The sequence below is a fragment of the Streptomyces sp. O3 genome, assembly GCF_054788135.1.
Genome location: NZ_JBTVYK010000037.1, coordinates 34270 through 60000, shown reverse-complemented (window position 1 = coordinate 60000; position 25731 = coordinate 34270). Strand labels below are relative to the sequence as shown.

Below are 25731 nucleotides of genomic sequence, written 5' to 3'. Positions count from 1 at the left end.
GGCCTCCTCCCCCTTGCGATAACGCACGATAAGTCTACACGAAACCCGGATATCAGAATCCGATGGCTGGTTGGCCCAAGGCGTCGTCGGTCAGCACCTACCGGCGGTCGACGGGTGAAGGAAGAGTGCGGTGAACAAAGGTGACGTGCTCGTCGAGGCCCAGGGGCTTGGGCTGTCCTTCGGCCCTAAGCGGGTTCTGAACGACGTCTCGCTCACCCTGCGCGCTGGTGAGGTGACTGGGTTCGTCGGTGCCAACGGAGCCGGAAAAACCACAACGATTCACCTCATACTGGGGCTCCGGAGGGGCGAAGGGCGGACCCTCTTCCTCGGCAGCCCCCTGTGCAAATGGGGTGCCCCTGGGACTGTCATCGGTGCGGTCCTGGGAGGCGTAGCCGGGCACCCCAGGCACCGTGTGCGCGCCCACCTGCGCATGGTGGCCGCAGGATCAGCAGTCCCCGACAACCGCGTCGACGAACTGCTGGAGACTGTCGGGCTGGCCGATGCCGCCCACTTGAGGCTTGCGGAGTTGTCTCTGGGCATGGCGCAGCGGGTGGGTATCACGCAGGCATTGCTGGGTGATCCGCCCGTGCTCATTCTCGATGAGCCTTCGAACGGGCTCGACCCTCATTCGATTCGCTGGCTCCGGGGCTTCCTGCGCGACCAGGCGAAGCAGGGCCGGTCTGTGCTGGTGTCCAGTCACCTCCTGGCCGAGATGGAGCAGTTGGCTGATCGAGTAGTGGTGTTGACCCGCGGCCAGGTCGTGGCGGCGGTGCCGATGACAGAGGTGCTGGAGCGGGCGGCCAGTCGGCGTGTGGTCACCGTCCAAGCGCCGGACTTGCCGAAACTGGCCCGTCTGGTGGCGGAACATGGTGGGCACCTCACCCCTACCGGCGAGCAGGGCGCGACGGTCATGGGCTTGGACCGTGTACGGATTGGCACTCTCGCACTGGAAGGCGGAGTGCCGCTGTACTGGCTCCACGAGGAGAGGCCATCGCTGGAGGACTTCTACCTCAGCGTCGCGGAAGAGGAGTTCAAGATCTCGTGACATCTGCCGCACTGAGAGCACCGGTGGCCGTTGGGATCGCCGAGGCGTTCCGCAGGGCATGTCGATACGAATGGCGACATCTGGCCGCACTGCGATCGACATGGATTCTACTCGGCATAGTGACGATCCTGAGCTTACTGGCGGGCATCACGGTCCTGCTCGACCTGAACGGGCAGCGTGCCGTCAGCTCCGTTGTAGTGGCGGATGCGATCGCGTGGACGCCACTGGCGACGCAGATCCCGGCCCTGTGCTTCTTCGTTCTGGTTCTGGGTACGGGGCCGGTCTCGACCGATCTGGTGTCGGGCGCGACACGGACAACCTGGCTGGCCGTGAACGGCCGCGGTACCGCATACGCGGCGAAGTGTGCGGTGGGTTTCACCGTCGGCTCCGGTGTGGCCGCCGCGAGTGCGCTGCTGGGAATGCTCTCGTGCGCGGTGACCTTGACGGTATCCGGTGCCACCCAACCGGCCTGGACGGAAGTCCTGCTGCCTGCCGCGCGGTTCGTCGGGTGGATGGGGTGCTGGGCGCTGCTGTGCATGGCTCTGGTCGCTCTGCTGCGGAGTCGCGTCATCTCCGTTCTGCTCCTCATTCTGTGGCCGCTGCTCGGGGAGCGTCTCATTGGCGTACTGCTCGGGTACGTGCCTGGGCTGGAAGGTGTGAGCGACTGGCTGCCGTTCGCGGCAGGCCGGGCGATGCTCACTGATGCGTCGGACTATTCCGGGGATGAGCAGGGTTTCGTGCAGGCGCTGATCGGCTCGCATCTGTCGACTCCGGCTGCCGTAGGGGTGTTCTTCCTGTATACGGGGGTCGTCACCGCTGCGGGGCTGTGGGCGTACTGCCGAAGAGACGCCGAGGCGGACTGATGCCCTTGGGCGGTCCGGTGGACCGCCTCTGGTCGTCGTCGGGAGTGTGCAAATCGGCGGTTGACGTCGAGAAGGTGAACGGCTCGCCGTGGCTGATCTGGTCTGCCGTCTGCCACTGTTCGTGCTCCAGCCAGGCGAACGCCCGCCGCGCTGCGTCCCGGTCCAGCGCGGGTGTCACGGTCCTGAGTGCCGTGCGAACCCATCGCACGGCCTGAGTCGCGCTGTGTGCCTCGAATGAGGCGGTAAGCGCGGCTTGTTGAGCCTTGCCTTCGCCGCCGTACGAGGCCGTGCACTCGCACCGGAATCCAGGGTGGGGCGCGATCGCCTTGCGCGTCAGCATGGTGCTCCTGGCTTGATCGTGAGTTCCGCCCAGACCGTCTTGCCGACGCCGATCCGGGGTGACACCCCCCAGTCGTCCGCCAGTGCGCACACCAGCAACAAGCCGCGTCCCGCGGTGTCGTCCTCGCCGGGCCTGTGGGGAGCGGGGAGGGCGTCGCTGGCGTCCGAGACCTCCAGCCGGACCGTGTCGCCGCGCAGCGTCAGCCGAGCCCCGATCTCTCGGCCCTTTGGTGCACGTGCATGCCGTACGGCGTTGGTGACCAGTTCCGACAGTAGGAGGGTGACCGTATCGGTCGTGTCGTCCGCGATGCCCCACGCTCTGAGGCGGTCTCGTAAGGCTGACCGGGCCTTGCCGACGCTTGCGGAATGGCGGGGCAGCCGCCACTCCGCAAGCTTGTCGACCTCTGCGGGGCCTGCTGTTGAAGCACCGTCGGGCATGACTCGCCCCCTGATTCCGGGTGACGGACAGGTCTGATTGCGCACAGATGATGCGTGATCACTCTGTGCGACATGGAACAGTCTGCTCTCGAACGCGTTCCTACAGCAACTGACTCTTTGGCACTAGTTCCATGATTTTTTTCGGGCGCTACTCTTGAAGCCCTGTCAGATCGCTTGGGAGGGGCTCTTTACGTGGCAGATTCACGCCCGACGATCCGTCGGCGCCGCCTTGCTGCGGTGCTGGTCAAGCTCCGAGAGGAGGCGGGGAAGACGCCCGCCGAGGCGGCGGAGCGCATCGGGTGTCACAGGACCAAGATCAGCCGTATCGAGAATGCCCAACTCGGGATCTCACTCGGCGAGTTGCGCGACCTGCTCACCTTCTATGGCGTGCAGGATCAGATGTATATGGAAGATCTCGTATCGCTGGCCCGAAGGGGCAGAGAGCCAGGATGGGTGCAGCGGGCGAGCCTCGCACGACCCTCGCTCTCTGACTTCATCGGGTATGAGGGGAGCGCCGACTGCATCCGTTCGTTCCAGGCGCTGTTGGTGGCTGGCCTCTTGCAGACGCCGGATTACGCACGGGCCGTGGTGCGCGCGGCTCCGTCCACGTTGACGGATGAGGAGGTTGACGCGTTCGTCACGGCACGGATGGAACGCCAAGAGCTCCTGAACCGGGGCGATGTGCCGCGCCTCTGCGTCATCGAAGGGGAAGCGGCGCTCCGTGTGAAGGTGGGCGGTGCTCAAGTCATGCGGAAACAGCTTGACCACCTGCTGGCGATGGCTGATCGTCCGAACGTGGAGCTTCAGGTTCTCCCGGACCGGGCGGGGGCACACGCTGGGCTGATGGGTTCGTTCGTGCTCTTCGGGTTCCCCACCCCCGGGTTCTCGGACGTCGTGGCTGTGGAGCACCGGACGGGAACGCTGTACATGGAGACCCCGGAGGAGGCCAGTCAGTACACGCTGATCTTTGATTCCCTCCGATCAATCGCCTTGAGTCCGGGGGACAGTCTCGACATGATCACCCGTGTGCGGAAAGAGCTGTAGCGAGGCAGCGGAGGGGAACAGGATGCGTGCCCTTGAACTTGGGAACGTGGTGTGGCGCAAGAGCACGTACAGCGGACAAGGGGGTGACTGTGTGGAGATCGCAGCTCTCCCGGCCGGATTCCACGCTGTGAGGGACTCCAAGTGCCCATGCGGCTTCGCGCTGGTCTTCCGCGCGGACGCGTGGGGCGCGTTCGTACGCGAGGTCAAAGACGTCGGCCCGGCTCGGTGACCGCCGCTGAGCGGTCCTGAAGGCAGCCGGAGGGCCCCGGCCGAGCGATCCGAGGCCCTCCGGTTACAGGGAGCGTCAGGCCTGGCCGGGGGCCCGGACCGGGATGTTGAGGATGGTCGGGGGCTCGGCGGGGGCCTGGAAGAAGTCGTTGCCCTTGTCGTCCACGACGATGAAGGCCGGGAAGTCCTCGACCTCGATCCTCCAGACCGCCTCCATGCCGAGTTCCTCGTACTCGACGACCTCGACCTTCTTGATGCAGTCCTGCGCCAGCCGGGCCGCCGGGCCGCCGATCGAGCCGAGGTAGAACCCGCCGTGCGCGCCGCACGCGTCCGTGACCTGCTGGGAGCGGTTGCCCTTGGCCAGCATCACCTTGGAGCCGCCCGCGGCCTGGAACTGCTCGACGTAGGAGTCCATGCGCCCGGCCGTGGTGGGGCCGAAGGAGCCGGAGGCGTAGCCCTCGGGGGTCTTGGCGGGGCCCGCGTAGTAGACCGGGTGGTCCTTCAGGTACTGCGGCATCTCCTCGCCCGCGTCAAGGCGTTCCTTGATCTTGGCGTGCGCGATGTCGCGGGCCACGACCAGCGGGCCGGTCAGCGAGAGCCGGGTCTTGACCGGGTGCTTGGTCAGCTCGGCCAGGATGTCGTCCATCGGCTGGTTGAGGTCCACGCGTACGACGTCGCTCTCGCCCTCGGTGGCGAGGTGCTCGTCGGTGGTCTCCGGCAGGAAGCGCGCCGGGTCCGTCTCCAGCTGCTCCAGGAAGACGCCCTCGGCGGTGATCTTCGCGACGGCCTGGCGGTCGGCCGAGCAGGAGACCGCGATCGCGACCGGGCAGGATGCGCCGTGCCGGGGGAGACGGATGACCCGTACGTCGTGGCAGAAGTACTTGCCGCCGAACTGCGCGCCGATGCCGATCTTCTGCGTCAGCTCGAAGACCTTCTCCTCCAGGTCCTTGTCCCGGAAGCCGTGGCCGAGCGGCGAGCCCGCGTCGGGGATCTCGTCCAGGTAGTGCGCGGAGGCGTACTTGGCGGTCTTCAGGGCGTACTCGGCGGAGGTGCCGCCGACGACGATCGCCAGGTGGTACGGCGGGCAGGCGGCCGTGCCCAGCGAACGGATCTTCTCCTCCAGGAACTTCATCATGGCGGCCTCGTTCAGGACCGCCTTGGTCTCCTGGTAGAGGAACGACTTGTTGGCCGAGCCGCCGCCCTTGGCCATGATCAGGAACTTGTACGTGTCGCCGTCGTCCGCGTACTGCTCGATCTGGGCGGGGAGGTTGGAGCCGGTGTTCTTCTCGTCCCACATGGTCAGCGGGGCCATCTGCGAGTAGCGCAGGTTGAGGTTCTGGTACGCGTCGTAGATGCCGCGCGAGAGGGCCTCGGCGTCGCCGCCCTCGGTGAGGACGTTCTGGCCGCGCTTGGCCATCACGATGGCGGTGCCGGTGTCCTGGCACATGGGGAGGACGCCCGCGGCCGCGATGTTCGCGTTCTTGAGGAGGTCGAGCGCGACGAACTTGTCGTTGGACGAGGCCTCGGGGTCGTCGATGATGCGGCGCAGCTGCGCGAGGTGGGCCGGGCGCAGGTAGTGCTGGATGTCGTGGATGGCCTCTTCGGCGAGCCGGCGCAGCGCCTCCGGCTCGACCTTGAGGAAGGTGCGCCCGGCGGCCTCGAAGGTGGAGACGCCCTCGGCGGTCACCAGTCGGTAGGGCGTGGCGTCCTCTCCCAGGGGGAGCAGATCGGAGTACGCAAACTCTGGCATTACGGCCATTCCTCACTCGGCAGACAGCGGCGCGACCTCCGTTGGCAGCGCGTCCTCAAGCCTAGAGCGCTGCCGGAGCGTCGAGTCTGTGAGGTAAGGCTCAGTAGCCCTAGTCGCGATCTATCGCGTCTGGGTAGGGTGGGGGCGTGGACCTCGAAAAGCACTCGCAGCAGGCACCACCCTCGTCATCACCGGCAGCGCCGGGGCAGCCGGATGCGTCGGAGCGGCCGGATGCGCCGGAGCAGGCAGAGGCGTCGGAGACGGCGGGGACGCCGACGCCAGCCGCCGGGCTTCGCGCGTCGGACGCGGACCGCGACCGCACCGCGGACATCCTCCGCGAGGCGCTCGCGGAGGGCCGCCTGACCGCCGAGGAGCACGCCGAGCGCGTGGACGGGGTGTACCGCGCCAAGACCGTCGAGGAACTGGCCCCGCTCGTCCAGGACCTGCCCGCGCCGCGCGAACGGCATCAGGCGGGCGCACAGCCGTACGTGCACGCCCCCGAGCGCACCGGTGAACCGGCCGCCCCGGCGGAGAACCTCGTCGCGGTGCTCAGCCCCGCCACCCGCAAGGGGCGCTGGCGCGTGGCGCGCAGGACGCACGCGTACGCGGTCTTCGGCAGCGTGGAGATCGACCTCACCGAGGCGATCTTCGAGCACCAGCGGGTGGTCATCAAGGCGCTCTCGGTCTTCGGCAGTATCGAGATCACCGTCCCGGAGAACATCACGCTGCACGGCAGCGGCGGCGGCGTCCTCGGGACCTTCGAGGTCGACACGCTGGACTCCGGCGATCCCCAGGCGCCGGTGGTCTACGTCGAGGGGTACTCGGTGCTGGGCGCCATCGAGGCCAAGGCGCGGCGCGGCAAGCTGGTCCGGGACCTCAGCGACCGGTTCCGGAAGCATCTCGGCCACTGACCCGGCGGTCTCGGCCACTGCCCCCGGCCGTCCCGGCCACTGACCCGGCTGGCCGGGCTCCCCCGCGTCGGAGCGTCGGAACTCAGTGCATAGGCCCGCGCACAGTGGGTAGGCCTTGCCGCATCCTCTCCAGCTCGCGAAGCCGTCGCAAGGAGTAGCCGTGCTGCAAACGCCGCATCAGTCCCTGCAGGTCGCTGTGGTTCCTGCGCAACGGGGGCCGACGCGAGACCAGGAAACTCCATGGCACACAGAGGCCGTCTGCCGCAGGGACGAGGCCGGGCTGTTCTTCGCCCCGTCCAAGGAGCCGACGGCCGCCAGGCTGTCCCGCGAGGACGCCGCGAAGCGGGTCTGCGCGGGCTGCCCCGTGATGGTCGAATGCCGCGAGCACGCTCTGCTGCAACCCGAGCCGTACGGCGTCTGGGGCGGGCTCACCGCCGCCGAGCGCCGAGTGGTGCTGACCCGCCGTCGGCGTCGCGAGATGGAACTCCAGCAGGCGTCCCGCGCGGCAGGCCGGGTCGCCGCCGCGGGCTAGCCAGCGCGATCCGGCTGGGTCCGGCCGGTCAGGCTGTTCCGGCCGTTCCGGCCGTTCCGGCCGTTCCGGTTGGCCCGGTTGGTCTGGCCCGTACGTGAACGGGGGCGCCCTCCGCACAAAGGGCGCCCCCGTTCACGTATGCCGCCGCGTCGCGGCTACTTCGCGCGGTCGAAGTCGATGGCGCTGTACGCGCGCAGCTTCGCCAGGCGGTGGGTCGAGTCGATCTGGCGGATGGTGCCCGACTTGGAGCGCATCACCAGGGACTGCGTGGTGGCCGTCTCGGAGCTGTAGCGCACCCCGCGCAGCAGCTCGCCGTCGGTGATGCCGGTCGCCACGAAGAAGACGTTCTCGCCGGAGACCAGGTCGTCGGTGTAGAGCACCCGGTCCAGGTCGTGTCCGGCGTCGACGGCGCGCTGCTTCTCGTCCTCGTCCTTGGGCCAGAGCTTGCCCTGGATGGTGCCGCCGAGGCACTTGATCGCGCAGGCGCTGATGATGCCCTCGGGCGTGCCGCCCACGCCCATCAGCAGGTCCACGCCGGTGCCCTCGCGTACCGCCATGATCGAACCGGCCACGTCGCCGTCGGAGATGAACTGGATGCGGGCGCCGGTCTCCCGGATCTCCTTGACGATGGCCTCGTGGCGCGGGCGGTCGAGGATCATCACGGTGACGTCCTCGGGGGCGGAGTTCTTGGCCTTGGCGACCCGGCGGATGTTCACCGACGCGGGGGCGTTGATGTCCACGTAGTCGGCGGCCTCGGGCCCGGTGACCAGCTTGTCCATGTAGAAGACCGCGGACGGGTCGAACATGGTGCCGCGGTCGGCGGCCGCCAGCACGGCGATCGCGTTCGGCTGGCCCTTGGCGGTCAGGGTCGTGCCGTCGATCGGGTCGACCGCGATGTCGACCTCGGCGCCGGTGCCGTCGCCGATCCGCTCGCCGTTGTAGAGCATCGGGGCCTCGTCCTTCTCGCCTTCGCCGATGACGACGACGCCGTTCATCGAGACGGTGTGGACGAGGGTGCGCATGGCCCGGACCGCCGCGCCGTCGGCGCCGTTCTTCTCGCCGCGGCCGACCCAGCGGCCGGCCGCCATCGCGGCGGCCTCGGTGACCCGGACGAGCTCCAGGGCGAGGTTGCGGTCGGGGGCCTCGGGGGAGACCTCGAGTTCGGACGGCAGATGATGCTCGGTCATCGAGAGCACCTTTCGTGATACACGGCGACGGGCGGCGGCCGGATGAGGGTGATGTACGTGACTCTATCGGCAGGTCGACAAAATGAGCAGAGCGGGTCACGCATGAGCGGTGCGGAGGGGGCTGTCCGGGCTGGTTCGCGCACCTGCGACGATGGGGGGCGTGGCAGGTATGAGAGGCAAGCAGACGGTACGGGACATGGTGCTGTCGATGGCGGCCATCGGCGCGGTCGTCGCGTGCATCTACATCTTTATCCCCAATGACGACACCGAGGATCCGCTGAAGCCCAAGGACTACACGGTCGAGCTGGCGCAGGCGCGGCGCGCCGCCGACTATCCGGTGGTCGAGCCCGTGGGGCTGCCCGACGGCTGGAAGGCGACCACGGTCCGGTTCAAGCGCAAGGAGGATCTGGGCTGGCACCTGGGCATGCTTTCGCCGGACCGGGAGTATGTGGGGATCGAGCAGTCTGTCGCGCCGCCGGACAAGTACATCCGCGAGATCACCCATGGCGCCGAGGCGACCTCGGGCACCGAGCGGATCGGCGGCGAGGACTGGAAGCGGTACGAGGGGGCGAAGTACGACGCCCTGGTGTACGAGGGCGACGGCTACACGACGGTGGTGACGGGCACGGCCCCGTTCGAGGATCTGGCGAAGGTCGCGAAGTCGCTGAAGGGCCCGGACGCGGCGGAGTGAGGCGGTTCCTGCCCTGGCGAATCCGGTTCGTCTCCTGACGCGTACTGGCGAATCCCTGACGCGTACTGGCGAATCCCTGACGCGTACTGGCGAATCCCGGCGAAACGACGAAGGGCCCGTGAACGACGAAGGGCCCGCGAACGACGAAGGGCCCGCGAACGACGAAGGGCCCCGCGGTCGGGGCCCTTCGTCGTGTCAGGTGCTGCCGTGTCTGGCGCGGCGGTCAGACGGTGGTGACGACCTCGTCGTAGTCCAGGCGCGGCAGGCGCGGGAACCAGGCGTCCGGCCCCGGCTTGCCGATGTTGACGACCATCAGCGGGGTGTGGTCGCCGTCCAGGAACTCCTTCTGGAGGCCCACGTGGTCGAACCCGGTCATCGGGCCCGCGGCGAGGCCCGCGGCGCGCACGCCGACGATGAAGTACGCGGCCTGCAGCGCGCCGTTCAGCGCGGCGGCCCGCTCACGGACCGGGCGCTCGGCGAAGACCGTGTCCTTGAGGTCGGGCACCGGGGGGAGCAGCCGGGGGAGCTCCTCGTGGAACTCGTTGTCGGTCGAGAGGATCGCGACCAGCGGGGCGCTCGAGGTCTTCGCACGGTTGCCTTCGGACATGTGGCTGACCAGCCGTGCACGGGCCTCGGGGGAGCGGACCAGGGTGACGCGCAGCGGGGTCTGGTTGAAGGCGGTGGGGCCGAACTTCACCAGGTCGTAGATCGCCTGCACCTGCTCGTCGGTGACGGGCTCGTCGGTGAAGGCGTTGGCGGTGCGGGCCTCACGGAAGAGCAGGTCCTGGGTGGCCGGGTCAATTACGAGGGACATGTCGGGGAACCTTTGTGCGAACGGGCGGTGGATCAAGCGCGCTGACACCACCGTACGCCGAGTACGTTGAACTTTCAACAAAGGTGCCCGCGGGGTGACCTACGCCTCGTCGCCGTCGCCGTCGCCGTCGTCGTCACCGCCCGCCGTGGACTCCGACGCGGATGCGGACGCGGACGCCGACTCCGCCCCGGCTGCCGCTTCCGGCTTCGCCAGGGCCGCGTCCAGCCGCTCGCGCGCGCCGTCCAGCCAGTGGCGGCACACCCTGGCCAGCTCCTCGCCGCGCTCCCAGAGGGCGAGGGACTCCTCGAGCGTGGTGCCGCCCGTCTCCAGACGGCGCACCACATCGATCAGCTCGTCCCGCGCCTGTTCGTACCCGAGCGCGCCCGCGGCGGCGCTGGCCGGGGTGTCCGCCGCGGTGCCCGGAGGGGCGTCCGGAGAGGCGTCCGGCGAGGTCGAGGGGCCCTGCGTCGTGGTCATGAGCTCCACCCTAAATCCGGGGTACGACAAAGCCGACGGTCACTCGGCGACCCGTACCGTGAACTCGCCTCCGGCGACCCGCGCGCGCAGCGCCTCGTCCCCGGTGACCTCATCCGGCGCCCGCACCACATGGCCGTCCTCCTTCTGCAGCACCGCGTAACCGCGCCGCAGGGTCGCCGCGGGCGACAGCGCCACCACGCGCGCGTGGGTGTGGACCAGCTCCGATTCGGCGCGGTCCAGCAGATGGCCGAGGGCGCGGCGGCCGCGGTCGAGCAGGGCGGCGACCCGCTCATCGCGCTCGTCGACCATCCGGTGCGGGTGCTCCATCGACGGCCGGGACATCGCCACCGCGAGCCCCCGCTCCTCGCGGTCGACGAGGTGGTGCACGGCGCGGCGCGCCCGGTCCCGCAGCAGGCGTACCCGCTCGTACTCCTCGCCCACGTCCGGCACGATCTTCTTGGCCGCGTCGGTCGGTGTGGAGGCGCGCAGGTCGGCCACCAGGTCCAGGAGCGGTGAGTCGGGCTCGTGGCCGATGGCCGAGACGACCGGCGTGCGGCAGGACGCGACCGTACGCAGCAACTGTTCGTCCGAGAACGGCAGCAGGTCCTCCACGCTGCCGCCGCCGCGCGCCACCACGATCACATCGACGGCGTCCAGCGCGTCGAGCTCCTTGACGGCCTGGGTCACCCGCGGGACCGCCTGGACGCCCTGTACGGGGACGTTACGGACCTCGAAGCGGACCGCGGGCCACCGGTGCCGGGCGTTCTCCAGTACGTCGCGCTCGGCCGCCGACGCCCGGCCGCAGACCAGGCCGATCAGCTGCGGCAGGAACGGCAGCGGCTTCTTGCGCTCGGCCGCGAACAGGCCTTCCCTGGTCAGCGCCTTCTTCAGCTGCTCAAGGCGGGCGAGCAGCTCGCCGACCCCGACCGGCTTTATCTCGGTGGCGCGCAGCGACAGCTGCCCGCGCGGCGCGTACCACTCGGGTTTCGCGTGGACGACGACGCGGGCGCCTTCGGAGACGACGTCGGCGACCGCGTCGAACACCTTGCGGTAGCAGGTGACGCTGACCGAGATGTCGTGCGACGGGTCGCGCAGCGTCAGAAAGACCACCCCGGCGCCGGGCCGCCGGGACAGCTGGGTGATCTGCCCCTCGACCCACACGGCGCCCAGCCGGTCGATCCAGCCCCCGATGAGCCGCGAGATCTCGCCGACGGGGAGCGGCGCGTCCGCGGACGTATGCACAGCCATGCCACGGAGCGTATCGGCCCGGACTGACAGCCCGACCCCGCCAGGCGGTCGCCCCCGATCGGAGGCCCCGGCCCCGACCGGAAGGTCCGGCTCCGATCGGACGGCCCGGCCTGCCCGGAGGGCCCGGCCGGTGAGGTCAGTCCCCTGCCGGGCGGGTCAGTCCCGGCCGTACGGGTCAGTCCCGGCCGTACGGGGCGGGGCCGTCAGGGCCGGTAGCCCCAGTGGTGCCGGAAGTCGCCCCCTCCGGTGTCAGCGGCGTCGACGGCCGGTCGCGTTGTGCGAAGAGGACCGCCAGTCCCACCGCCAGCCAGACGACCCCGACCACCTGCGCCGAGCCCGACGCCTCCACGATCACCGCGACCGTCACCGCCGCGCCGAGCACCGGCACCAGCCAGTGCCGCCACCAGCTCACCGGGCCGCCACGCCCGCGTACGCCGAACCAGGCCACCACCGAGACGTGCAGCAGGGTGAACGCGGTCAGCGCACCGATGTCCACCACCGACACCAGGTGGTCCATCCCGTCGTCCCTGCGCGCCGCCCACACCGCGGCCACCAGGGTCACCGCCGCAGCGGACAACAGCGCGGGCCGCGGCACCCCGGACTCGGTCTTCGCCAGCATCCGCGGCAGCCGCCGGTCACGGGCCATCGCGAACAGCAGCCGCCCGGCCGCCGCCTGCCCCGCCAGCGCCGCGAACGCCGCCCCGATCGCCTTGCTGACGGCCACCAGGTCATGCAGCCACCCGCCGACGGACGCGTCCACCGCGTCGTAGAACGCCGAACCCTGCCGGGCGGGCTCGGCCGCGAGCTCCGCCGACGAGACGGGTTCGAGCAGCGCCACCAGATAGGTCTGCGCCACGAACAGCGTGCCCGCCAGGGCCAGGCAGAACAGCACCGCGCGCGCCACCTTCGCCGACCCCCCGGTCACCTCCTCCGCGAACGTCGCGATCGCGTCGAAGCCCAGATACGACAGCACCGCGATCGACACCGCGCCCAGCACCGCGGACACCGCGAAGGTCCCGTCACCCGTCAGCGGCGTGAGCCAGCCGCGCTGCGCCCCGTCCCGTACGAGCACCACGATCGCGGCCACGACGAAGACCAGCAGCACCACGATCTCCATCGCCAGCACCGCGAAGCCGACCCGCGCGGCCGCCCGTACGCCCCACAGGTTCAACGCGGTGGTGATCACCACCGCCAGCGCCGTCCACACCCACTGGGAGACCGACGGCACCAGCGCGTGCATCGCGATCCCGGAGAACAGATACGCGACGGCCGGGATCAGCAGGTAGTCGAGCATCGCCATCCACCCGGCGATGAACCCAGGGCCCTTGCCGAGCGCCACGCGCGCGTAGGCGAACACCGAACCGGCCTGCGGGACGACCCGCACCATCTGCGCGTAGCTGAAAGCGGTGAACGCCATCGCGACCGTCGCCACCACGTAGACCAGGGCCACCGCGCCGTGCGACTTGGCGTCCAGAGTGCCGAACACCCCGACGGGCGCCATCGGGGCGATGAACAGCAGCCCGTAGACCACCAGATCGCGGAACCCGAGACTGCGCCGCAGCCCGCCGTCCCCGCCCTTGCCACGCTCGCCGCCGCTGTCGCCGCCGCTGTCGCCGCCGCCGTCGCTGTCACCGGAACCGGCCATCGCCCTCCTTCCGCCCCTCGCCGCTCAGACACACCAGTCTCCCCAAGGAGCGGATCCCCGGCCTCCGGGACACGGCCTTACGATGGGAGGCATGACTGCACCCGCCGCCGCCCGCCGCGTCCTGCTCGCCGCCCCCCGCGGGTACTGCGCGGGCGTGGACCGTGCCGTGATCGCCGTCGAGAAAGCCCTGGAGCAGTACGGCGCCCCGGTTTACGTACGCCACGAGATCGTCCACAACAAATACGTCGTACAGACCCTGGAGAAGAAGGGCGCGATCTTCGTCGAGGAGACGGCGGAAGTCCCCGAGGGGTCGATCGTGATGTTCTCGGCGCACGGCGTGGCGCCGGTCGTCCACGAGGAGGCGGCCGGGCGGAAGCTGGCCACCATCGACGCCACCTGCCCGCTGGTCACCAAGGTCCACAAGGAGGCCGTGCGCTTCGCCGACGAGGACTACGACATCCTCCTCATCGGCCACGAGGGCCACGAGGAGGTCATCGGCACCTCGGGTGAGGCCCCGGACCACATCACCCTGGTCGACGGCCCCGACGACGTCGCGAAGGTCGAGGTCCGCGACCCCTCCAAGGTCGTCTGGCTCTCCCAGACCACGCTCTCCGTCGACGAGACCATGGAGACGGTGGACGCGCTCAAGGACAAGTTCCCGCAGCTCATCTCCCCGCCCAGCGACGACATCTGCTACGCCACGCAGAACCGCCAGCTGGCCGTCAAGCAGATGGGCGCCGAGGCCGAGCTGGTCATCGTGGTCGGCTCCCGGAACTCCTCGAACTCCAAGCGGCTGGTCGAGGTCGCCGTCGGCGCGGGCTCCAAGGCCGCCTACCTGGTGGACTTCGCCGACGAGATCGACGAGGCCTGGCTGGAGGGCGTCTCCACGGTCGGCGTCACGTCCGGCGCGTCGGTCCCCGAGGTCCTGGTCGACGGCGTACTGGAGTGGCTCGCCCAGCGCGGGTTCGAGGACGTCGAGACGGTCAAGGCGGCCGACGAGTCGATCACCTTCTCGCTGCCGAAGGAGCTCCGCCGCGACCTGCGGGCCGAGGCCGCGGCACTGGTCGAGGAGCGCGGCGGCAAGCTGCCCGACGCCCCGGCGACGGCGTCGTCCGCCCCGTCCACCCCGTCCAAGAAGTGACTGTCAGTCCTTGGCCGTAACGTAGTGTCCATGCAGATCTTCGGCGTGGACATCGGCGGATCAGGGATCAAGGGCGCCCCGGTCGACCTGGACCGGGGCGACCTCTCCGACCCCCGGCACAAGGTGCTCACCCCGCACCCGGCCACACCAGACGACGTGGTCGACCGCGTGCGCGAGGTGGTCGACCACTTCGGCTGGTCGGGGCCGGTCGGCGTCACCTTCCCCGGCGTGGTCGACGACGGCACGATCCGCACGGCGGCCAATGTCGACAAAACCTGGATCGGTGTGGACGCCCGCGCCCTGATCGGCGACCGACTGGGCGGCATGCCGGTCACGGTGCTGAACGACGCGGACGCGGCCGGTGTCGCCGAGATGCGGTTCGGCGCGGGCCGCGGCCGCGAGGGCACGGTCATCGTGCTCACGCTCGGCACGGGCATCGGCAGCGCGGTGTTCACCGACGGCAGCCTCGTACCGAACACCGAACTCGGCCATCTGGAGCTGCACGGCCACGAGGCGGAGAAGCGGGCGTCCACGAAGGCCAGGGACGACGAGCAGCTGACCTGGGAACACTGGGCGCACCGCGTGCGGAAGTACCTCGCCCACCTGGAGATGCTGTTCTCACCCGAGCTGTTCGTCATCGGCGGCGGAGTCAGCCGCAAGGCGCACAAGTTCCTGCCCCTGATCGAGGGGATACGCGCCGAGCTCGCCCCGGCCGAGCTGCTGAACAACGCGGGGATCGTCGGCGCCGCGATGGCGGCCTCCCGCGCGACCGCGCCGCAAGGATCCTAGGAGTCGGGCGCCCGGCGCTGCACCGGGCGCGCGCCCCCGGCCTGCCGGGCCTGCCGGGGCCCGGCGACCTGCCGGGAGTCCCGTACCCGCCCGGACTCCCGGACCCGCCGCTTCCGCCTGCCCATGATCCGGACCTTGCGTACGGTCACCACGAGCCCGGCGATCAGGGTGGCGCCGTACAGCCACCCCGCGCTCACGGCCAGCGCGGTCAGCAGCCCCATGACCTGCCCGCCCACCCCATCGGAACCTCCGGCGATCGGCAGCAGCCCGATGGCGAACGCGAGCGGCACCGCGACCGGCGCCGTCACCAGGTCAGCGGGCCGCACCCACAGCGCGGTCACCGCACTGACCAGGAGCGACAGCACCCCGTACACCGCGATCGAGCCCCCGAGCAGCAGCCGGTCGAGCAGGGCGAACACCAGCATCGAAGCACCGGCGAACAGCCCGCCCCCCAGCCCCGTCAGCCGTGGGTTCGGCATCCGGCGCACCGCGAGCACCCCGCGCCCGACGGTCCGCACGGCCCTGCCCACGGCCCGCGCCGCCGGCGGCGCCCCGCCCGAACGCCCCGCGGACCTGTACACACCGACGGATTCCGCGACGGCTTCCGGCGCGGCGGATCCCGATGACTGCGGCGGCAGGGACGGGGTTCGCCGCGCTCGGGCCTGCGGGGGACGCGTCCTGTGTTGCTCCACCGCACCAACGTAGGTCGGCACACGCCGGAAATCCCGACCAGGACACGCCTTTTGGACGACCTTGGCCCCACGTTCGACCCGGTCGCTCCCCCGTGGGCCCCGCGCACACCCAGGCCCGCGCCCCGCGGCCGGGCCGTCGGCACGCGCTACGCCGTAGACTGGTGGATCGGGTCCGTGGCCCCTCCACCCAGCCCCCTCACGTACGGGAAGTCGATAAGCGTGTCGCTCACGATCGGAATCGTCGGTCTGCCGAATGTCGGCAAGTCGACCCTGTTCAACGCCCTGACCAAGAACGACGTGCTGGCGGCCAACTACCCGTTCGCCACCATCGAGCCGAACGTCGGCGTAGTCGGCGTCCCGGACGCCCGCCTCGACACGCTCGCCGGGATCTTCAGCTCTCAGCGCATCCTCCCGGCCACTGTCGACTTCGTCGACATCGCGGGGATCGTGCGCGGCGCGTCCGAAGGCGAGGGCCTCGGCAACAAGTTCCTCGCGAACATCCGCGAGTCCGACGCGATCTGCCAGGTCATCCGCGCCTTCGAGGACGAGAACGTCGTCCATGTCGACGGCAAGGTCTCGCCCAAGAGTGACATCGAGACGATCAACACCGAGCTGATCCTCGCCGACCTCCAGACCATCGAGAAGGTCCTCCCGCGCCTGGCGAAGGAGGCCCGGATCAAGAAGGACATCGCCCCCAAGGTCAAGGCGGTCGAAGAGGCCAAGGCCATCCTGGAACGCGGCGAGACCCTCTTCTCGGCCGGGATCGTCCAGGGCAGCGGCAACGAGGAGCTCCTGCACGACCTCCACCTGCTCACCACCAAGCCGTTCCTCTACGTCTTCAACGTCGACGAGGACGAGCTGACGGACGACACCTTCAAGAACGAACAGCGCGCCCTGGTCGCCCCCGCCGAGGCGATCTTCCTGAACGCCAAGCTGGAAGCCGACCTCGCCGAACTCGACGACGAGGACGCCATGGAACTCCTCCAGTCGGTCGGCGCCGAAGAGCCGGGCCTGACCACCCTCGCCCGCGTCGGCTTCGACACCCTCGGCCTGCAGACCTACCTCACGGCAGGCCCGAAGGAAGCCCGCGCCTGGACCATCAAGAAGGGCGCCACGGCCCCCGAGGCGGCCGGCGTGATCCACACCGACTTCCAGAAGGGCTTCATCAAGGCCGAGGTCATCTCCTTCGACGACCTGATCGAAACCGGCTCAGTAGCCGAGGCCCGCGCCAAGGGCAAGGCCCGCATGGAGGGCAAGGACTACGTGATGCAGGACGGCGACGTCGTCGAGTTCCGATTCAACGTCTAATACGTTCGGCGAAAGGCCGTCTGACCTGCGACGGAGCGGGTTGGGCGGTCTTTTGCGGTCCGCAGGGAGTCCGCAGCGTGCTGACTTCGGTCAGCGCGCGGGGAAGCGGCTACGCCGCTTCGTCGACCAGTGGCTGGGCGTCGGCGGACCGATCCGCGTACGCCTTGTCGACGGCGGCCCGGGTCCGCTCCTCGGAGTCGGGCCACAGGTAGGGGTAGATGTTCAGCGTCATGGCCGCGTTGGTGTGGCCGAGGCGCTCGGAGGCCGTCTTCACGGACTCGCCGTGCTTGATCAGCAGGCTGGCGTAGGACGCTCGCGCGGCCCTTCCCGACCACGCCGACCGGATCCTCGCCGACCCCACTCAGATGCCCTCGCCACGCCGCGGGACGAGGGCATCGGCTCTTCTGCCCTTCGCGTCAGGCCGCTTCGGTTTCGCTCGGACCAGTGGGTGCAGCAGTCCACATGGTGAGTAGCCGCTCGCTCGCTCCCAGCCAGATCCCGACGAAGGGGCCGGTGACGCGGAGACCGACGCAACCACGCCCGTGCGATGTTCCCTGAGGGAACATCGGAAGTGTTCCCTCAGGGAACGCCCGACTCGTTCCCTGAGGAAACGGGGCCTTCCGTTCAGTCTGAATGGCGGACCCGATCAGCTGGGTGCTGAGCAGCTGCCCGAAGGTGTTCATAGAGGAAGGGGTCGTCGAGACGTGCGTCGGCGACACGGTCGCGCACATCGGTGAGAAGCCAACCCAGCAGCTCGGCAGTGGCGTCGTACTCACCGTAGAAGCCCATGCGCAAGTCGGTGATCTCGAACTCGAACATCACGTCGTCAACGAGGTCTGCCAAGTGTGCGTCGGCGGCCGGGGTATGGGTCGCGGTCCATGTGTTCAGCCAAGGACGCAGGCTGTTGGTGGCCACGGTGATGAGGCTGAGGGATTCCCTGACGGGCACGGGGCTGGGGTGGGTATGCAGTGTGCTCTGCCACCAGGCGGACCAGACGTCGCGGAGGGCCTCGGTCAAGGGCACGTCCCAGGTAGTCCAGCCCGCCTGAACCAGGCGCGAGGCGATGAGCTCCTCGTCGACGTGGAGCTGGCCGGTGACAAGGGGGCGGATGATGCGCGGGACGAGGCGGCGGTAGAGACGCGGGAAGTCGCCCCAATGATCAGGTACCTCGGCGGCGACCGAGGACACCAGATCGTCGGCTATGAGGTGCGGTGGCCCGGAGAGTTCGGCGAAGTCTTGCTCGCCGTAGCAGTGCGTGCACCCTGTGACGAGGAAGGGCTCTTCCGAGGCGAAGGCATGATCCAGGGCATCGAGAGCTGTCATGAGCTGCTCGGAGCAAGACATGAAGACCTGCCGGGGGACTCCGTCCGGGCAACCGGCGAAGACCGCAGGCTATCAGGCAGTGCCCCGCCTCACGCTCAGTGCCCTGATGCGACTTTTCGATATAGATGACACTGCGATGATGGACTGGCCTGGGGTCTCTGGCCGCTCTGATCGCTCCACTCGGCACCGGAAGGTCGTTCTGTTGCCGCCTGCGGCTGTTTTCGCGTGGCGGGCGGACCTCAACTCTTGACGGCCTCTGCGATCTGCAGGGCGGCCTGGGCGGGCGTGAGGTGCGTGGTGTCGACGACCTCGGCCTCGCCGTGCAGCCACGTGCGGGCTGCCTCGGCGTAGGGCTCGAGGTACTTGAGGCGGAACGGGGAGGGGCCAAGAGCAGTGTCCCTCTCGATGCGCCCGCGGAGAGTGTCCTGGTCAGCGTGGAGAACAAAGTGCCGTACCGGAATGGCATGTTGGGCGAGGCCCGTGCTGATCTCGCGCCAGTACTGCTCGACCAGGACAGTCATGGGCATCACCAGAGTGCCGCCGGTGTAGTCGAGTACGCGGCGGGCGGTCTCGACGACGAGCGGTCGCCACGGCGGCCAGTGCTGGAAGTTGTCCGTCTCGGGCAGCCCCGGCGTGATGTCCATGAGTGTCTCGCCGACCTTCTCAGCGTCGAACACCCGTGAATCCGGAATCAGCTGCTGCACGAGTGCACTGGTTGTCGTCTTGCCTGCGCCGTGGGTGCCATTGAGCCATACGATCACGGGACCCAACGCTAGGCCCTGTCGTCAAACTCCCGCCTGCCTCGCGACGCCACGCACGCACCTCGGTGACATCAGCTGCTGGTGCAGCGGGCGCCCGGCCCGCCCTCCGGGGTCACACCTAATGATCCGATCTGAGCATCCGAGTGGCAATTGCCCAGACAGTCAGGACCCACAGCGCGCCCTGATGCCCTCGCCGCTCGTGGCAGCGAGGGCATCAGTCGTCACGCGGCACGGGCCGTGGGCAACTGTGAGACCCACGTCGTGACCTCGGTCAGGTGCTCGGGCTGCAGCCCGAGGTGTGGGTCGGGCTGAACGAGGAGGCTCGCCGTTCCCTTGGGGTGCGCTCCGCCGCCCAGGCGTGGTCGAGACCGGTGAAGTCGTCGTCGATCCAGACGGCGGGGGCGTCTGCCAGCCAGGCGTCGACGTGGTCGCGCTTCCAGAGGTAGCCGTTGGGGTGGCTGATGGTGATCTGGGGGCGCGGCAGGTCGACGTGCGGCAGGTTCGGGAGGCCGAGGAGCGGCCCGATGAGGGTGGTGGCGTCCTGCCGCCAGCTGGTGCACCAGACGGGGGTGACCAGGCCGGTACGGATCACGTCCATGAGCAGGCGACCATGGTCGGGATCGAGCCAGACGGACGCGAGTCGGCCCTGGCGCCGTCCTACGGGGGGAGGGCGGCGCCAGGGCCGATCAAGAACACCGTAACGGGGACCTGCTCGGCCACCGCGATCCGCAGCCGCCGCGACGCGTGGGGAGCTTGACAATCGAGGGCGACGGAATGAATATTCATTCTGTGATTGATGATCGTACGGACAAGCGCACCGCGGTCCTCGACGCCGCCCTCGCGCTGTTCACCGAGCGCACATTCGCCGCTACCCCGATGCCCCTGGTGGCCGAGCGCGCCAGGGTCGGAATGGGCACGGTCTACCGGTACTTCCCGAACAAGGAGGCGTTGGGTAACGCGGTCCACCAGCGCGCGAAGGTCACCATGCTCGCCTACCTGACGGTGGACGGCGGATACGAGTCGATCCGGGCCGAGTTCGGCGCGGTATGGCGGGGCCTGGCGCACTTCGCCCGCGACCATCCGGACGCGTTCGTGTTCCTGGAGCACCAGCAGCATGAGCACTACCTCGACGCCGACAGCCGGGCGTTGTCGGCGCGCATAGAGGAACTCGCCCTCGACCTGACCCGCCGGGGCCAAGCCGTCGGCGAGATCCGCCCCGCCGCCCCGCACCTGCTCGTCGCGCTGGTCTTCGGCGCGTTCGTCGGGCTGGTCAAGACCGTCCGGTCCGCCGGGGCGGCGCTGTCGGACGAAGACATCGCCGTCACCGAGACGGCCACCTGGGACCTGCTCCACTCATCCGCCGAAGGGAATCAACCATGACCGACCCTCGCACAGTCCTGATCACCGGTTGCTCGTCCGGGATGGGCCGCCACGCCGCGCTGCACCTGCACCGGGCCGGCTACCGGGTGTTCGCCACCGCCCGCCGCCCGGAGGCGATCGCCGGACTCGCGGCCGAGGGCCTGACGGTCCTGCCCCTGGACGTCACCGACGAGGACTCGATGGCCGCCGCGGTCGGCCGGATCGAGCGCGCCCACGGCACGGTCTCCACCCTGATCAACAACGCCGGGTATGGGCTGCACGGGCCAGTGGAGGAGGTGACCGCCGAAGAACTCCGGCGTCAGTTCGACACCAACGTCTTCGGCCTGATCCGGCTGACCCAGCTCGTACTTCCCGGAATGCGCCGCGCTGGGCGCGGCCGAATCGTCAACGTCTCCTCGATGGGGGGCCGGTTCTCACCCCCAGGCGGGGGCCCGTACCACGCCACCAAGCACGCCGTCGAGGCGATCAGCGACTCGCTGCGGCTGGAGGTCAAGCCGTTCGGCATCGGCGTGGTCGTCGTCCAGCCCGGACCCACCACCACAGGATTCGGTGACACGGCCGTCGCCACCCTGCGCGCCGCCACCGACACCGGCCCATACGCCGGCTTCCGCGAAGCGCTCGCCGCGATGTACGCCACCGCCTACGACCCCGGCCCCCGCACCACACCGGCCGAGAGCGCCGGCAAGGTGATCGCCCGGGCCGCCACCCGCCCCCGCCCGCGGGCCCGATACACCATCGGCGCCATGGCCCGAATCACGCTCATGAGCCGACGACTCCTGCCCGACGCGGTCTTCGACGCGGCAATCCGCAGCCAGTTCCCATTGCCCGCCGCACCCAATGGAGCCTCACTATGACGCGCGCTTGGATCTCGCCAGCGCTGTTCGCGCTCGGCGGCTCAGCCGCTGCGACCGGGCTGATCTTCAGGGGGAGCCCCGGCGCAGCCGCAGCACTCCTGCTGGTGTTCGTGCTGCTCGCAGCTGTGAACTCGCCTCTGATGTTCCCGAGGTCGATCGGTGCGCTGGAGGCGCAGCGCCGCAGCGCGGTCGACGGCTGGCCGGTCGTCTTCTGGAGGCCGGGCTGCACGTACTGTCTGCGACTGCGCATCCGGTTGGGCCGTAGCGCCCGCCAGTTGCATTGGGTCGACATCTGGCGTGACCCGGCTGGAGCGGCAGCGGTGAGGGCAGCCAACAACGGCAATGAGGCCGTGCCGACTGTCGTCGTCGCGGGCCGGCCGCACACCAACCCCGACCCTGAATGGGTGCGCGAACAGCTCTCCTCTTCCCTGTGATGGGGACCTCGCGGCCGTGCGCCGTCAGCTCGACCAGGACGTCGGCGGCTACATGTCGCCGGGCCACACCCGGCTCGCCGAGGCGGTCGCCCTGGTCCTGGACGCGGCGCCCCGGTCGGGGAACTGGTCGCCATGCGCCTGTCCGATCTGCGGCCGGGGGCGGTGTACGTCGACCGGCGCCCCAGCGCGGCATCGGCGAGGCGGACGGGACTGGTTCGAGCTGTCGACGCTAGGCGAAGCGGCGCTCGCCCGGTGGCTGCCGCTGCGCAAGCAGCTCGTCGAACGCACCCACGGAACCACGAAGTCGTGGGTGAGCCTGCACCCCAACCACGACGGCGTCCTCGACGCGGACGGGCAGGCCACCCTCCGGCCCGCCGGCGTGCCGCTGAAGGACAAAGGGGCTGACGGACAGCTATGCGACCGGGCGCGTCCGGTATGGCCTGGACAAGCTCCCGCGCAAGCTGGAGCAGCTGCGCCGGGCGGTCCTCTCCGAGACCCCGCCGGTCGCCCTCGACCCCGGCGCCGTGCCGGTCCCGGCCGAGTAGTTCCTCCTCTTCCTTTGTTGCTGCTGACCTGGTCGTTTGGCCCTGAAGGCGTCGGCCATGGCGGCGTCGACCACCCACACCGGGGCCGTATTGGTGTCCGTACGCACGGGGGCCTGGGCCATGGCGCTCACTCCCCTGGGTTTGGACGGGCCAGGGGCTCGGGCCGTCGCGGTGCCGCGTTGGTTCAGCGCCTTGGTGATGGTGGAGCGGGCGTATCCGGTGCGCTCGGCGATCTCCCCGGGCCCCATCCTGGCTGCTTCGGCTGCCGGCAGTGCCTCGCGCAGCGACTTCTCCGCCTTCGCAGCCGCCAGCCGTGCCGCGACGCGGTCCACTCCCGCGGCGGTCAGGGCCCGCTGCGCGGCCGCACGCCCAGCGGATGCCGACAGACTCGGTCCAGTCCGGTGGGGTCGCCCGGTCCAGGCAGGCGCGGTAGGCGCGGCGCAGGGGCTCGATGGCGCCGTCGATCTCCAGTTCCGCCAGGGTCATGGCCGCCCATTCGCGGCCGGTCGGGTTGTCGCTGTCCAGCAGGCCGATGAGGGCGGGGCCGCAGCGGGGGTCGCCCACCTCCTCGAAGACCTCGATGACGGTCAGCTGACCGCCATGCGACGCCAGAAGGTGGGCAGCCACCGGCAGAGCACCGAGCGGTCGTCGGGCCCCAGGGTGCGTTCGTCCGCGTCCCAGTCCTCGAAGGAGTCACGCCGTCAGGTCGATGGGGTGCCGGGCGGGGTCGAGCGGCTCGCCCTCGGCCAGCGGAACTGGACCCTGTCGTCCTCCCAGAAGCAGACGGGGCAGATCTCGTACGAGCCGGGCATCGCGTCCAGCACGCGGTGCCCGCAGCAGGGACAGGGGGTAGGAGTCGCTCACCTGCGCAGTCTCCTTGCAGGCCCCGCCGGCGCGCCAGGGGTTTCGCCGCCTCGGAGCCCCCGCCCAGTCCGCAGGCAGTCCGCAGGACACCCGTAAACGGCCGTCGGGAGCCAACGGATGCCAACGAGGAATCTCAGGTCAGACCCCTGAATGGAGCTCCGCCGCAGGTCATGATCAGCCCGCAGACATTCCACTTCAACGTGTAGCGGGCGGCTTAGCGTGGCGTGACTGATCTGGCAAACGTGTAGGTCAGGGGGGTTTGGCTCCTCGGGGGCAGGCCCCCTTTTCGCGCCCGCTGGGTCGACCGAGACGACTGCCGGGTAACCGAGACCCGTCTCCTCCGTGATGTGCACGTCCGTGGGAGAAGTCCACGACGACCTCCAGCGGGCTAAGGGCAACCTGCTGATCGCCGGGGACAGCGGTGACGCGCTCAGAGCCCTCACGCGGCTTCCGGAGGCCGCGTGCCCGCACGGCGCGGGTCCTTCACGCGCGGGCGCGGGCTCTCACGCCCGCGGACGCGGGGCTCTCACGCCCGCAGATACGCCAGCACCGCGAGCACCCGTCGGTGCCCATCGGTGTCCACCGGCAGGTCCAGCTTGCTGAAGATGTTGCCGATGTGCTTGTTCACGGCGGCCTCGCTGATGAACAGGTGTTTGGCCAGGCTCGCGTTGGTACGGCCCTCCGCGATCAGCGAGAGCACCTCGCGCTCGCGGGAGCTGAGCCGCTCCAGGGGGTCCTGGCGCAGCCGGACCAGTTGCTGGATGACCTCCGGGTCCACCACCGTGCCGCCGGCGGCGACCCGCTCGATCGCGGAGGTGAAGTCCGCGACCGCGCTGACCCGTTCCTTGAGCAGATAGCCCACCCCGGCGCCGCCGCCCGAGTCCAGCAGGCGCAGTGCGTACGAGCGTTCCACGTACTGGCTGAGCACGAGCACGGGCAGCTCGGGGCACTCCGCGCGTAGTCCGACCGAGGCGCGCAGTCCGTCGTCGCCGAGCGACGGCGGCATCCGGACGTCCGTGACGATGAGGTCCGGCCGGTCGGAGCGGACCGCCTCGACCAGGCTGTCGGCGTCGCCGACGGCCGCGACCACCTCATGACCGACCCGTTCGAGGAGGCCGACCAGGCCTTCCCGCAACAGCACGGCGTCCTCGGCCACGATCAGGCGAAGCGACACGGCACCTCCACGTGCACCAGGGTGGGACCACCTACCGGACTCGACACCCGTATCCGGCCGTCGAGAGCGCTGACGCGGTCCGCGAGACCGGTCACGCCGCTGCCCGCGGGGTCGAGTCCGCCCCGGCCGTCGTCCAGGATGTCGAGGACGAACAGGTCGGAATGGTAACGGCCGTGGACTTCGGCGCTCTTGGCGCCGCTGTGTTTGGCGATGTTCGTCATGGCCTCGTTGATCAGGTAGTACATCGTGGTCTCCAGCTTCCTGGGCAGCCGCTCGGGCAGCTTCAGGTCCACGGTCACCGGGATCGGGAAGCGGCCCGCGTAGTCCTCGATGGCCGCGACGAGGCCGTGGTCGGCGAGGACCGGCGGGTTCAGGCCGCGGACCAGGGCCCGCAACTCGGCGTGTGCGGTGGAGAGCTGGCTCTCCGCCTGGGTGAGGAGCTCATCCTGTGCCGAGCCCTCCTCGACGTCCAGGCGCATCATGGCGAGGGTCATGCCCAGGGATACGAGGCGCTGTTGGGCGCCGTCGTGCAGATCGCGTTCGATACGGACCCGCTCGGCGTCGAAGGAGTCGAGCAGCCGCGCCTGCGAGGCGCGCACCTCCCGCAGCTCCTCGCCCAGTTCCCTGTCCCGCGGCGCGAGGAACGTGCGGGCCATGGCCGCGCGTGCCCCCGCCCACGAGGTCACCGTGTAGGGCGAGGAGAGCAGCACGATCACGCCGAACACCGTCCACGGCCAGGTGCCGGCGGAGGTCGCGGCGATCATCGTGGCCGGCAGCCCGAAGGAGAAGCCGAGCACCAGGAGGTCGAGCCACCACAGCGCCGCGGCCGACAGCAGCGTGAACACCAGCTCCCGCCAGGTCGCCTGTTCCTTGAGCCGGGTGGCGACCCAGCCGCGCAGCCCCGGCGCGTCCGGTCTGCGGTGCGGGTCGGTCAGCCGGTCGAGGTCCACCAGCGCCAGCCGTCGGCGCTCCACCGTGGCCACCACCGTGGACGCGAGGACCAGACCGACCAGCGGTGCCACACCGACGAGTACGACGAGCAGGAGCACGCCCGCCGCCAGACCGAGCGCGAAGACGAGGGCAGCCGCCGCGCCGACCAGGACACCGCCGCTCAGATACGCGAGGGACCGCCAGGGCCAGCTGGAGGTCAGAAAGCTCAGGGGACGCTGAGCCATGGCCTGCCAGGCCGTTGTGGGTTGCATGCGATCAACGTACCGACGCGGCCTCTTCGGGATCTCCGGGAGCGTACGGGGG

Annotated in this window: 27 protein-coding genes and 1 pseudogene; 13 read left to right on the top strand and 15 right to left on the bottom strand. The window is 69.8% G+C overall.

Annotated features, from left to right (window positions below; translation table 11 throughout):
• Positions 1–130: 130 nt before the first annotated feature.
• Together ACX6XY_RS19675 and ACX6XY_RS19670 are read left to right on the top strand one after the other, a co-directional pair.
• Positions 131–1045 (top strand): ABC transporter ATP-binding protein, encoded by a 915-nt coding sequence (locus ACX6XY_RS19675; RefSeq protein WP_460332315.1) that lies wholly within the window; start codon positions 131–133, stop codon positions 1043–1045.
• Positions 1046–1164: 119 nt separating this feature from the next.
• Positions 1165–1908 (top strand): hypothetical protein, encoded by a 744-nt coding sequence (locus ACX6XY_RS19670; RefSeq protein ID WP_460332313.1) that lies wholly within the window; start codon positions 1165–1167, stop codon positions 1906–1908.
• Positions 1909–2241: 333 nt separating this feature from the next.
• On the opposite strand, the gene ACX6XY_RS19665 is transcribed toward ACX6XY_RS19670, so the two are convergent.
• Positions 2242–2685: an ATP-binding protein gene (locus tag ACX6XY_RS19665; protein ID WP_460332311.1), complete on the bottom strand. Its 444-nt coding sequence runs from the start codon at positions 2683–2685 to the stop codon at positions 2242–2244.
• Between the two features lie 237 nt (positions 2686–2922).
• Between ACX6XY_RS19665 and ACX6XY_RS19660 the strand changes: the two genes are divergently transcribed.
• Positions 2923–3729 (top strand): helix-turn-helix domain-containing protein, encoded by an 807-nt coding sequence (locus ACX6XY_RS19660; protein WP_460332309.1) that lies wholly within the window; start codon positions 2923–2925, stop codon positions 3727–3729.
• Between the two features lie 22 nt (positions 3730–3751).
• The gene (locus tag ACX6XY_RS19655) at positions 3752–3958 is read left to right on the top strand and encodes a DUF397 domain-containing protein (RefSeq protein WP_460332307.1); all 207 of its coding nucleotides are present in this window, start codon (positions 3752–3754) and stop codon (positions 3956–3958) included.
• A gap of 75 nt (positions 3959–4033) precedes the next feature.
• On the opposite strand, the gene ACX6XY_RS19650 is transcribed toward ACX6XY_RS19655, so the two are convergent.
• The gene (locus ACX6XY_RS19650) at positions 4034–5707 is read right to left on the bottom strand and encodes a fumarate hydratase (RefSeq protein WP_460332305.1); all 1674 of its coding nucleotides are present in this window, start codon (positions 5705–5707) and stop codon (positions 4034–4036) included.
• A gap of 146 nt (positions 5708–5853) precedes the next feature.
• Here ACX6XY_RS19650 and ACX6XY_RS19645 point away from each other — a divergent pair, with 146 nt between their 5' ends.
• Both ACX6XY_RS19645 and ACX6XY_RS19640 read left to right on the top strand, forming a co-directional pair.
• Positions 5854–6618, top strand: coding sequence for a DUF1707 SHOCT-like domain-containing protein (locus tag ACX6XY_RS19645; RefSeq protein WP_460332303.1), 765 nt, complete (start codon positions 5854–5856; stop codon positions 6616–6618).
• A 160-nt stretch (positions 6619–6778) separates the two neighbouring features.
• Complete coding sequence (locus ACX6XY_RS19640) at positions 6779–7150, top strand: WhiB family transcriptional regulator (protein WP_460332301.1); 372 nt, start codon at positions 6779–6781, stop codon at positions 7148–7150.
• A gap of 155 nt (positions 7151–7305) precedes the next feature.
• Here ACX6XY_RS19640 and glpX read toward each other — a convergent pair whose 3' ends face one another.
• Positions 7306–8337 (bottom strand): class II fructose-bisphosphatase, encoded by a 1032-nt coding sequence (gene glpX / locus ACX6XY_RS19635; RefSeq protein ID WP_460332299.1) that lies wholly within the window; start codon positions 8335–8337, stop codon positions 7306–7308.
• Positions 8338–8506: 169 nt separating this feature from the next.
• On the opposite strand from glpX, the gene ACX6XY_RS19630 reads away from it, so the two are divergent.
• Positions 8507–9028 carry a DUF4245 domain-containing protein gene (locus ACX6XY_RS19630; RefSeq protein WP_460332341.1) on the top strand — a complete coding sequence of 174 codons (522 nt, stop codon included), beginning with the start codon at positions 8507–8509 and terminating at the stop codon, positions 9026–9028.
• A 223-nt stretch (positions 9029–9251) separates the two neighbouring features.
• On the opposite strand, the gene ACX6XY_RS19625 is transcribed toward ACX6XY_RS19630, so the two are convergent.
• The 4 genes from ACX6XY_RS19625 to ACX6XY_RS19610 all read right to left on the bottom strand — a co-directional run bounded on the left by ACX6XY_RS19625 (position 9252) and on the right by ACX6XY_RS19610 (position 13212).
• On the bottom strand, positions 9252–9842 hold the full coding sequence (locus ACX6XY_RS19625; RefSeq protein ID WP_460332297.1) for a malonic semialdehyde reductase: 591 nt from the start codon (positions 9840–9842) through the stop codon (positions 9252–9254).
• Positions 9843–9941: 99 nt separating this feature from the next.
• Entirely contained in the window at positions 9942–10193 is a 252-nt protein-coding gene (locus ACX6XY_RS19620) for an exodeoxyribonuclease VII small subunit (RefSeq protein WP_460332339.1), read from the bottom strand.
• Positions 10194–10358: 165 nt separating this feature from the next.
• Complete coding sequence (gene xseA, locus ACX6XY_RS19615) at positions 10359–11567, bottom strand: exodeoxyribonuclease VII large subunit (protein ID WP_460332296.1); 1209 nt, start codon at positions 11565–11567, stop codon at positions 10359–10361.
• Between the two features lie 175 nt (positions 11568–11742).
• A complete protein-coding gene (locus ACX6XY_RS19610) occupies positions 11743–13212 on the bottom strand; it encodes an APC family permease (protein WP_460332294.1) in 1470 nt (489 codons plus the stop codon).
• 82 nt (positions 13213–13294) lie between these two features.
• Between ACX6XY_RS19610 and ACX6XY_RS19605 the strand changes: the two genes are divergently transcribed.
• Both ACX6XY_RS19605 and ppgK read left to right on the top strand, forming a co-directional pair.
• On the top strand, positions 13295–14353 hold the full coding sequence (locus tag ACX6XY_RS19605) for a 4-hydroxy-3-methylbut-2-enyl diphosphate reductase (protein WP_460332292.1): 1059 nt from the start codon (positions 13295–13297) through the stop codon (positions 14351–14353).
• 30 nt (positions 14354–14383) lie between these two features.
• Complete coding sequence (ppgK, locus tag ACX6XY_RS19600; protein ID WP_460332290.1) at positions 14384–15142, top strand: polyphosphate--glucose phosphotransferase; 759 nt, start codon at positions 14384–14386, stop codon at positions 15140–15142.
• Here the strand turns inward: ppgK and ACX6XY_RS19595 are convergent.
• Positions 15139–15672: a DUF6542 domain-containing protein gene (locus ACX6XY_RS19595; protein ID WP_460332288.1), complete on the bottom strand. Its 534-nt coding sequence runs from the start codon at positions 15670–15672 to the stop codon at positions 15139–15141. The genes ppgK and ACX6XY_RS19595 overlap by 4 nt on opposite strands.
• 381 nt (positions 15673–16053) lie before the next feature.
• On the opposite strand from ACX6XY_RS19595, the gene ychF reads away from it, so the two are divergent.
• Positions 16054–17142, top strand: coding sequence for a redox-regulated ATPase YchF (ychF, locus tag ACX6XY_RS19590; protein WP_460332286.1), 1089 nt, complete (start codon positions 16054–16056; stop codon positions 17140–17142).
• A 109-nt stretch (positions 17143–17251) separates the two neighbouring features.
• On the opposite strand, the gene ACX6XY_RS19585 is transcribed toward ychF, so the two are convergent.
• The 4 genes and pseudogenes from ACX6XY_RS19585 to ACX6XY_RS19570 all read right to left on the bottom strand — a co-directional run.
• Positions 17252–17416 carry a hypothetical protein gene (locus tag ACX6XY_RS19585; protein ID WP_460332285.1) on the bottom strand — a complete coding sequence of 55 codons (165 nt, stop codon included), beginning with the start codon at positions 17414–17416 and terminating at the stop codon, positions 17252–17254.
• 350 nt (positions 17417–17766) lie between these two features.
• Positions 17767–18486, bottom strand: coding sequence for a hypothetical protein (locus ACX6XY_RS19580; protein WP_460332283.1), 720 nt, complete (start codon positions 18484–18486; stop codon positions 17767–17769).
• A 218-nt stretch (positions 18487–18704) separates the two neighbouring features.
• Positions 18705–19226: an ATP-binding protein gene (locus tag ACX6XY_RS19575; protein ID WP_460332281.1), complete on the bottom strand. Its 522-nt coding sequence runs from the start codon at positions 19224–19226 to the stop codon at positions 18705–18707.
• A gap of 221 nt (positions 19227–19447) precedes the next feature.
• Positions 19448–19860 (bottom strand): annotated as a pseudogene (locus ACX6XY_RS19570) (HAD domain-containing protein); the annotation flags it as partial.
• A gap of 155 nt (positions 19861–20015) precedes the next feature.
• Between ACX6XY_RS19570 and ACX6XY_RS19565 the strand changes: the two are divergent.
• From ACX6XY_RS19565 to ACX6XY_RS19555, 3 genes are read left to right on the top strand one after another with little or no spacing between them, the layout of a single operon-like run.
• Entirely contained in the window at positions 20016–20606 is a 591-nt protein-coding gene (locus ACX6XY_RS19565) for a TetR/AcrR family transcriptional regulator (protein ID WP_460332279.1), read from the top strand.
• The gene (locus ACX6XY_RS19560; protein WP_460332277.1) at positions 20603–21460 is read left to right on the top strand and encodes an oxidoreductase; all 858 of its coding nucleotides are present in this window, start codon (positions 20603–20605) and stop codon (positions 21458–21460) included. Before ACX6XY_RS19565 ends, ACX6XY_RS19560 begins: the two co-directional genes overlap by 4 nt.
• Positions 21457–21894 carry a glutaredoxin domain-containing protein gene (locus ACX6XY_RS19555; protein WP_460332276.1) on the top strand — a complete coding sequence of 146 codons (438 nt, stop codon included), beginning with the start codon at positions 21457–21459 and terminating at the stop codon, positions 21892–21894. Before ACX6XY_RS19560 ends, ACX6XY_RS19555 begins: the two co-directional genes overlap by 4 nt.
• A 1238-nt stretch (positions 21895–23132) precedes the next feature.
• Here the strand turns inward: ACX6XY_RS19555 and ACX6XY_RS19550 are convergent.
• The 3 genes from ACX6XY_RS19550 to ACX6XY_RS19540 form a co-directional block, all read right to left on the bottom strand.
• A complete protein-coding gene (locus ACX6XY_RS19550; protein WP_460332274.1) occupies positions 23133–23303 on the bottom strand; it encodes a hypothetical protein in 171 nt (56 codons plus the stop codon).
• A 526-nt stretch (positions 23304–23829) separates the two neighbouring features.
• Positions 23830–24477 carry a response regulator gene (locus ACX6XY_RS19545; RefSeq protein ID WP_460332272.1) on the bottom strand — a complete coding sequence of 216 codons (648 nt, stop codon included), beginning with the start codon at positions 24475–24477 and terminating at the stop codon, positions 23830–23832.
• A complete protein-coding gene (locus ACX6XY_RS19540) occupies positions 24462–25679 on the bottom strand; it encodes a sensor histidine kinase (RefSeq protein ID WP_460332270.1) in 1218 nt (405 codons plus the stop codon). Before ACX6XY_RS19540 ends, ACX6XY_RS19545 begins: the two co-directional genes overlap by 16 nt.
• Positions 25680–25731 lie beyond the last annotated feature (52 nt).

Excerpts from the sequence above, each read along its gene's own strand:
- ACX6XY_RS19555 (WP_460332276.1), top strand. The coding sequence starts at position 21,457 with ATGACGCGCGCTTGGATCTCGCCAGCGCTGTTCGCGCTCGGCGGCTCA.
- ACX6XY_RS19610 (WP_460332294.1), bottom strand. The coding sequence starts at position 13,212 with ATGGCCGGTTCCGGTGACAGCGACGGCGGCGGCGACAGCGGCGGCGAC.
- ACX6XY_RS19580 (WP_460332283.1), bottom strand. The coding sequence starts at position 18,486 with ATGTCTTGCTCCGAGCAGCTCATGACAGCTCTCGATGCCCTGGATCAT.
- ACX6XY_RS19650 (WP_460332305.1), bottom strand. The coding sequence starts at position 5,707 with ATGCCAGAGTTTGCGTACTCCGATCTGCTCCCCCTGGGAGAGGACGCC.
- ppgK (WP_460332290.1), top strand. The coding sequence starts at position 14,384 with ATGCAGATCTTCGGCGTGGACATCGGCGGATCAGGGATCAAGGGCGCC.
- glpX (WP_460332299.1), bottom strand. The coding sequence starts at position 8,337 with ATGACCGAGCATCATCTGCCGTCCGAACTCGAGGTCTCCCCCGAGGCC.
- ACX6XY_RS19625 (WP_460332297.1), bottom strand. The coding sequence starts at position 9,842 with ATGTCCCTCGTAATTGACCCGGCCACCCAGGACCTGCTCTTCCGTGAG.
- ACX6XY_RS19665 (WP_460332311.1), bottom strand. The coding sequence starts at position 2,685 with ATGCCCGACGGTGCTTCAACAGCAGGCCCCGCAGAGGTCGACAAGCTT.
- ACX6XY_RS19630 (WP_460332341.1), top strand. The coding sequence starts at position 8,507 with ATGAGAGGCAAGCAGACGGTACGGGACATGGTGCTGTCGATGGCGGCC.
- ACX6XY_RS19655 (WP_460332307.1), top strand. The coding sequence starts at position 3,752 with ATGCGTGCCCTTGAACTTGGGAACGTGGTGTGGCGCAAGAGCACGTAC.
- ACX6XY_RS19605 (WP_460332292.1), top strand. The coding sequence starts at position 13,295 with ATGGGAGGCATGACTGCACCCGCCGCCGCCCGCCGCGTCCTGCTCGCC.
- xseA (WP_460332296.1), bottom strand. The coding sequence starts at position 11,567 with ATGGCTGTGCATACGTCCGCGGACGCGCCGCTCCCCGTCGGCGAGATC.
- ACX6XY_RS19560 (WP_460332277.1), top strand. The coding sequence starts at position 20,603 with ATGACCGACCCTCGCACAGTCCTGATCACCGGTTGCTCGTCCGGGATG.
- ACX6XY_RS19540 (WP_460332270.1), bottom strand. The coding sequence starts at position 25,679 with ATGCAACCCACAACGGCCTGGCAGGCCATGGCTCAGCGTCCCCTGAGC.